Here is a 7,129-nt window from a genome sequence, read left to right on the forward strand (position 1 = left end):
CCAAATAAATATTTCCTATCTATTTGTGATTAGATACCTTTTTGTATTTCTCTATTTTTTATTTAGCTTTTTCCTAAAAAATTCCAGTAATATTTTCCAATTTACTAATTTATTAGAATTTTATTACTATTTAACAACAAATTTTATATAATAATAACAGACGTTAAGAATTAATTTGAAATCATTTATATCTTCTTAATAGCATTTTTTAACGTCAAATAATTTTGTAAAATCTTATGCGGAGCGTGATTAAATTTGCAGAAGCACAGACGTAGAAACACACCAGCATTTACTGTTTTAGCTTACTTTACATTAGTTGCAGGAGTATTTTTGTTTTGTATTGGACTTTATAATGCAGATATGGAGTTAAACGAAAAAGGTTATTATATTGCAGTTATGCTATTAGTAGCAGTAGGCTCAATTTTAACCCAAAAGGTTGTTCGTGATAATGCCGAAGATGATGATATTATCGCGGATCAAGAAGTTCAATTAAAGATGAAGTTAGATAGCTCAATAAAGAAAGAAACAAAAAATTTATAAAAACATAAAGGGGATCACAAAAAGTATTTTTACTTTAGTGATCCCCTTTTTTTATGATGATAAAGTTTTTATTCCCAAACTCGTTTTAATTTAAAGAATTCTTGAATATAGCCATAAAGTGAAATTGGCGACATAATCATTTGATAGCATAATAGGAAGAATAGAAATCCTATACGATTATTTCTTATTCTTAAATTTAAATTACGGAAAACATAGTTTTTCTGGTAAAAATAAAGGATTGAATAGCTAATGAATGTTAATGGGAGAACTAATAAAGTCATTGGTCCAACAATAATGTTGATTCCAAAAAACGCTAAAATCAATCCAGGAATCCAACATAAAGTGTAAATAAGATCTAAGTAAACCATCAAGAGGTTAATACCAGTTAAATACTTTGTATATACTTGTGGTTGTTGCCACGGTTTTATTTCAATTAGTCCTTCAACCATCCCTCTTGCCCACCTTGATCTTTGTTTAGCAAAATGACCAAAGGTAGTAGGTGCATCAGTAAATGCTACTGCTAAAGGTTCGAAATATACCTTCCATTGCTTTTGTAAAAGTCTCCATGTTAGAACGATATCTTCTCCAATTGCATCTGGCCAACCATTGACTTCCTTGACACAATCAGTTTTATATAAACTAAACGCCCCTTGTGCAACTAGTGTTCCTTGATATAATCCCTGAAGTCTTTTTATAGAAGCAATTCCTAAAAAGTAGTCCCATTCTTGGATCTTAGTCCAAAATGTTTCACGACTATTACGAACTAACATTGAGCCAGCAACAGCACAAACATCGGTAGGGCTACTTTTTATTCTTGAAACTAAGTATCTTACTGCGGAAGGATGAATTAATGTATCTGCATCTAATGTAATGACATATGTTGTTTTTACATACTCCAAACCTAAATTAAGTGCATGAAATTTACCTGGTTTTGGTTGATGTAATAAAGTTATATTTGAATTTAACTCTGTTTTCGCCCTCATTACTTCACGATCTGTACCATCAGTTGAATTATTATTAATAACGATAACGTTTATTTCACCAGTATAGTCTTGATCTGAAATATATTTTAACGTATTAAAAATAGCACCTTCTTCATTATAAGCAGCCACTAATACAGTTACCGAATCATCTGGAAATTCATTTTTAAAATTCGGTTGTTTATCGAGTAGTAAACTTATGACTAAAAAAGTGCTCATATAGCCCGGTATATAGGCAATACCTCCTATTATGATGATTGCTACTGGCGTAGTAACAACGTCAGATAAGTCCTTTACCCAAGGAATTGATAAATAAATTGAAAAAAGTAACCAAGAAAATGAAATAAAATGGCTAAACCAAAATTTCTTATTTACTGTTAAATAATAACGGTTTCCTTTTTTTTGTATAGGAGACAAGTTAGGTTTCAATAGCCTTCCTCCTTTTTATGAAAATTAATCGATAAGAATCATTATATCACTATAGTTTATATTAATATCCTAACAACTTATGGTAAAAATGAGTTAATCAATGATTTTTTATAACACCTTCATTTACTTAATAAAGACAAAAAAAGAACTGAAATTTGATCAGTTCTTAATCGCTAGCCAATATTATTTTTTAAAAGATAATCCATTCTCTTCCAATGCATTTTTAATTGTCATAATCGCCTTAGGTCCCATTCCATGTAATTTTAATACTTCCGCTTCACTTAATTGTGTGAATTGCTCCAACTGTAAGTAACCTTCTGAAGTTAATGCTCTAATTGCAGGTTTAGCTAATCCATTTGGTAGTGAATTTTCACTCATATAAAATCCTCTCCTATTTAAAATTTTTATCAAGCCAATTCAATATGTCGTTTTTCATACTAGTTGTGATTGTATGATTTACATCCTTATACTTAAGAAAATCTATATAATAATGATGATTTGTTTTTAAAAAATCGAGTTGCCCACCAATTGGAATAACTAGATCCTGTTCGCCATGTAAAAATAAAACAGGCTTTCTTATCGTACTTTTTTTATATTTTGGATCATATATCACAAACTTTTCCAATTCACTATCATTTAATGGTTCTCTTCTATCTTTTATACGAAAATCCTGCTCAGAATAAATATAAGAACTTGATCCATTAATATTAATTAGCCCGGCATAACTATTGTTTGAAAAAAACATTCCACTTGCAATGAAACCACCCATTGAACTGCCTAACAGAATCGTATTTTCTTTTTGTAAATTAAGCTGATATATCATTTCATCTTCTTCATCAATTGTTTCAAATATCGATTTCCAAAAATATGTTTGTAAAATCTCTTGATCGAAATGGTTATTTAGAGCTTGTCTGGAATCATGGTATTTAATTTCGGGAATAACAACTTTAAATCCTAATTCAGATAGCTCATTGCCAAGTTTTATTTGTGATTCAATCGTTGAACCCCAACCATGAAACATGATGATTGTTTCTTTCCTACTAAATATATTTGGGGTTATTTCATAATAATTAATCATTTTTAGCACCTAAATTTCATTATTTTCTATCGTAATATTAAATCATTCTAATAATAACAAAATTATTTGAATTTTGAATTGCCATATTTAAAAAAATGCTATAAAATACTTTTGTTTGTATACAATGATATTATCTTTAAAATTAATTTTTTGCCTATTTACTTCACGCGGAAAAAATCGAGGATGTGTATATCAATGGTTCACCATTTAAACTTACTAATTAGTCACTATGGTTATTTAGGCATCATTTTAGCATTAATAGGAGGAATTATAGGATTACCACTACCAGATGAAATTCTTTTAGTATACATAGGTTATAATGTATTTATAGGTAGATTATTATATTTACCTTCAATAGCTTGTGCGATGATTGGAATCATTTGTGGAATCTCATTAAGCTATTTACTTGGATACATATTTGGTTTACCTTTACTTAATAAATATGGACCAAAAGTTCATATTACAGAGAAAAAAATTGAAATGACAAAAAGCTTATTTACAAAATTTGGACCATATATTCTTATAATAGGATTTTTTATACCCGGAGTCAGGCATTTAACTGCTTATTTTGCTGCCATTAATAAATATTCGTATAGAAAATTTGCAACGTTTGCATTTATTGGAGCAATCCTTTGGGGATTCACTTTTATAACATTAGGAAAAATTTTTGGTGAAGAATGGGATAAAGTTGCGTCTATTTTTGCAAAGTATAGTTTAGTCATTTTTCCAACTGCCTTATTGATTGCGATTGTATTCTTTTTCCTATATAGAAAACGATTAACTACAAATTAGAGTTAGGCAACTATTAAAAAGACGAGGCATTGTGATTGCTCATTTCTTTGATTTACAAGTCCAGTAATAGATTAAAACGTTAGTCAAAAAACACCGAAGGACCTTAGAAAAGGTCTTTTTTTTTGTTTATTTTTATCGGTAATTTACTGGCAGTTTAGTTGCATAAGGAAAATGGTTAATGGAACAACTTTTTAGTAGATAGTTATTTTCATGGTATTTGAATAAGAAGAGATGATCTTATTCATTTAAATATGTTTCCCAATCGCAGTCTTCTATTTTAATAAAGTTGCCGTCTTCGTTTCTTTCGTATGCACATAAAGGAGGTTCTTCAATAAAATCTAGAATGGAGTCATCGATATTTAGGATTACACCAATAGATATAACCTGAAAATTTTTGGAATCACCAAGAAATTCATCATCTTCGAAACCACTTAATATTGACCAACCAGAGTCACCTTCGCCTTTCGAAACATCCCTTAGTAGAAAGTTAAACTCTCTTTTTTCAAGTACATCATCACTAACAATGACCTTTGTATCAAAATAGTAATCCCAATTTGAGGAATTTGGGTCATCATATTCTGTATCACAAATGTTTTCAATTCCAAATGCAACTTCATCGCCAGCTTTTAAATCTTGTATTCAATAAGGTTTGTTATCTAGTTTTCCAATAAATTTTTGATCATCCATCTGAGTTATTTCGACCCAATTACTATATCATTTCTAATTCAACTTAACTCTAAAAATAATAAAGGAGCCGATCGATTGATCAGCTCCCATTGTTGTACAACCCCTCTCAGAACCGCGCTTGCACTATTAATGCACACGGCTCCTCCAAGTTATCATTCATAGAATGTAGCAATCTTAAATATTGCTAATTCTACTATCCTTAATAGTTTTGTTTCCATTTATTCTACCTCTGTGTGTAGTAAATGTGTCCCTATTAAGGGTGATTCTTTGGTAGCAGCCTTTCCTCCATTGGCATTACCCAACTTCATAGGTACTACGCTGCTATCCGGCTCCCTACATCGGCATTTGGTTTCCTTACTTGTTATCGTTTGTACACCATACTCTTCTTCTAAATGAAAAGACCAGTAGGGTCTCCCGAGTTGCCGTATCATATCAATGTATTACGTGCCAAGGTCTCTGACTCCGGAGAGGTTTTACCCTTCTTGCCTTTAATGAAAGGTAAAATGTTGCTTTCTGCTATGCGTAAGGCATCAGCCCTCTCGTTTTACTAACATTTCGAAGCTCAATCCCTTCAACCATTTGGCTTTCGGCCCGCAACCTAACTGTCTACGCTTAAAGACTAAAGTTACCTTTAGCCCTCCAAGACTCGCTACGAGTGAATGGCTAGTTCTTACTCGACGGGAATCCCACCCGCTATATGATACGACCTAGGCTCGGCCGCACACGCATGCGTTAGTTATATAAGATAATGTTGATAAATTATGAAACTAAGGAAAACACCTTAAAGTAGGTGCATCCCTTAGTTTTTAATTATTCAAACTCAAATTTAATATAGGCATTTTCTAAGCCTATTAAATATTTTAATGTTTTACCTAATCCAAAGTTGTTCGGTAAATCCTTTTCTAAAACAAATGTTACATATCCTGCTTTGCCTGGTGTTAAATTGGTTAATTGAAGATGGTCATTATTATCGTAAATGTAAGAAATTATAAATTCATAGTAATCTTTTTCTTTGTCACTTGAATTCAATCCAACATCGTATAATCTTACTCTTGCTCCTGCCCATATTTCCTCATCATCCTTAATATTAGACAATGGTATCCATTTTGACTTATTCAATATTTCATCCCTTTTCTTGTTTTTTGATTAAACACTGAATCTGATTGCTTGTTGTACTATTGCATGAGTTAGTTGTATTAAATTAAAAATATTATTAAAGGATTTTACGAAACATTAAAATAACATATCTATACCTAAAATTAGTAAAAATAAGCCCAAAATAATATATACAATTTTTGTAACCCATACTGGCATTAATGGAAGAACCGTTCTTAAAAATTCATCAAACCAACCGTTACCTGCAATTACATATCTGCTATTCTTATCGTTTTCACGTTTTTCTTTAGTATATCTTAAACCCATTATTATTAGTGTAATTCCAGAAACAATAAAGAATAAGCAAAATAAAAAAAATCCAATATCCACTTTCATTTATCCCCTTAAATTTAACAATAATTGCTGTTAAAAAACTTCTTTTTTGAATTTATTATACCATTCCTTATTCAACTAAACTGCCATTTAGCTTAATAAAAAAATCGGCTACAAAGCCGATCATGTTGTTCAACTAAAGCATGAGTTAGTTGCATAACATAAGAAAATGTTGATGTAGTAAATGAGGTTATTTGTAGTACAAAAAAGGATAGAAATAGCAGATACTACTTCTGATTTCCTATCCTTCTTTTTGTTTTAAAATGTTCGACATTTAAAGTACACACGGATACTTTGTATAATGCTTTATTTTTAAGTTCTTTTTATAGAATGCATTTTCAAAGTCTAATTAAATAGCAGTAGAAGCAGCTACTCCATAAACTGCACTTTGTGTCAAGTTACCAATCAGGAATAAAGATAACGCATCATTTCTTGCAAGTGGGTTACCAGGAATATTAGTGGTCCATGTTACAGTTGCAGGTGCTGGTGCATAAGGGGTAGCATTGGAGAAAAGTACGGGCTGTGGCCCTACATCTGTCGGTCTAATGGAAAAAATAAAGGTTCCGGACATAACGGCTGTATTAGTAAACGTAATTGTAGATATTATATTTGCAACTGCGGGTGCCACTGCATTATTAATCACATTAACACATATTTGAAAAGTGTATGACCCAACTGGTAAGTTATTTATATTTACAGATGCTGTAAATCCGACTATGGTTCCTGTTGCTCCAATAGTAATAGGGATAGTTTGAGAAGTTGCACCAGGTGAACCGACTATACGCTGAAAACCCGTAGCCGTCCCTTCAAATACAAAAATTTTTGTGGAAGTTATCGGAGTTGGACCGGTTGGGCCTGTTGCTCCTGTCGCTCCAGCTGTTCCAGTTGCTCCTGTCGCTCCAGCTGTTCCAGTTGCTCCTGTCGCTCCTGTCGCTCCGGCTGTTCCAGTTGCTCCTGTCGCTCCAGCTGTTCCAGTTGCTCCTGTCGCTCCTGTCGCTCCGGCTGTTCCAGTTGCTCCTGTCGCTCCAGCTGTTCCAGTTGCTCCTGTCGCTCCAGCTGTTCCAGTTGCTCCTGTCGCTCCGGCTGTTCCAGTTGCTCCTGTCGCTCCAGCTGTTCCAGTTGCTCCTGTCGCTCC

Annotated in this window: 8 protein-coding genes and 1 pseudogene; 2 read left to right on the plus strand and 7 right to left on the minus strand. The window is 32.4% G+C overall.

Annotation, left to right across the window (positions count from 1 at the left end; genetic code table 11):
- Window positions 1-255: 255 nt before the first annotated feature.
- Window positions 256-540: a YiaA/YiaB family inner membrane protein gene (locus BED47_RS09320; RefSeq protein ID WP_069033461.1), complete on the plus strand. Its 285-nt coding sequence runs from the start codon at window positions 256-258 to the stop codon at window positions 538-540.
- Window positions 541-608: 68 nt separating this feature from the next.
- On the opposite strand, the gene BED47_RS09325 is transcribed toward BED47_RS09320, so the two are convergent.
- The 3 genes from BED47_RS09325 to BED47_RS09335 all read right to left on the minus strand — a co-directional run bounded on the left by BED47_RS09325 (window position 609) and on the right by BED47_RS09335 (window position 3,027).
- The gene (locus BED47_RS09325) at window positions 609-1,949 is read right to left on the minus strand and encodes a glycosyltransferase family 2 protein (RefSeq protein ID WP_069033462.1); all 1,341 of its coding nucleotides are present in this window, start codon (window positions 1,947-1,949) and stop codon (window positions 609-611) included.
- Window positions 1,950-2,132: 183 nt separating this feature from the next.
- The gene (locus BED47_RS09330; RefSeq protein WP_069033463.1) at window positions 2,133-2,327 is read right to left on the minus strand and encodes a DNA-binding protein; all 195 of its coding nucleotides are present in this window, start codon (window positions 2,325-2,327) and stop codon (window positions 2,133-2,135) included.
- Window positions 2,328-2,340: 13 nt separating this feature from the next.
- Window positions 2,341-3,027, minus strand: a complete 687-nt coding sequence (locus tag BED47_RS09335) for an alpha/beta hydrolase family protein (RefSeq protein WP_069033464.1) — start codon at window positions 3,025-3,027, stop codon at window positions 2,341-2,343.
- 195 nt (window positions 3,028-3,222) lie between these two features.
- On the opposite strand from BED47_RS09335, the gene BED47_RS09340 reads away from it, so the two are divergent.
- Complete coding sequence (locus BED47_RS09340) at window positions 3,223-3,819, plus strand: DedA family protein (RefSeq protein ID WP_069033465.1); 597 nt, start codon at window positions 3,223-3,225, stop codon at window positions 3,817-3,819.
- Between the two features lie 237 nt (window positions 3,820-4,056).
- On the opposite strand, the pseudogene BED47_RS24510 reads toward BED47_RS09340, so the two are convergent.
- The 4 genes and pseudogenes from BED47_RS24510 to BED47_RS09360 all read right to left on the minus strand — a co-directional run.
- Window positions 4,057-4,524, minus strand: a pseudogene (locus BED47_RS24510) (immunity protein Imm33 domain-containing protein); the annotation flags it as partial.
- Window positions 4,525-5,316: 792 nt separating this feature from the next.
- Window positions 5,317-5,607: a hypothetical protein gene (locus BED47_RS09350; RefSeq protein ID WP_069033476.1), complete on the minus strand. Its 291-nt coding sequence runs from the start codon at window positions 5,605-5,607 to the stop codon at window positions 5,317-5,319.
- 132 nt (window positions 5,608-5,739) lie between these two features.
- The gene (locus tag BED47_RS09355) at window positions 5,740-5,991 is read right to left on the minus strand and encodes a hypothetical protein (protein ID WP_069033467.1); all 252 of its coding nucleotides are present in this window, start codon (window positions 5,989-5,991) and stop codon (window positions 5,740-5,742) included.
- Between the two features lie 352 nt (window positions 5,992-6,343).
- Window positions 6,344-7,129: hypothetical protein (locus BED47_RS09360; protein ID WP_069033468.1), on the minus strand; the 786-nt coding region annotated here is incomplete at its 5' end.

This window comes from Gottfriedia luciferensis (assembly GCF_001712755.1).
GTDB lineage: Bacteria > Bacillota > Bacilli > Bacillales > Bacillaceae_G > Gottfriedia > Gottfriedia luciferensis_B.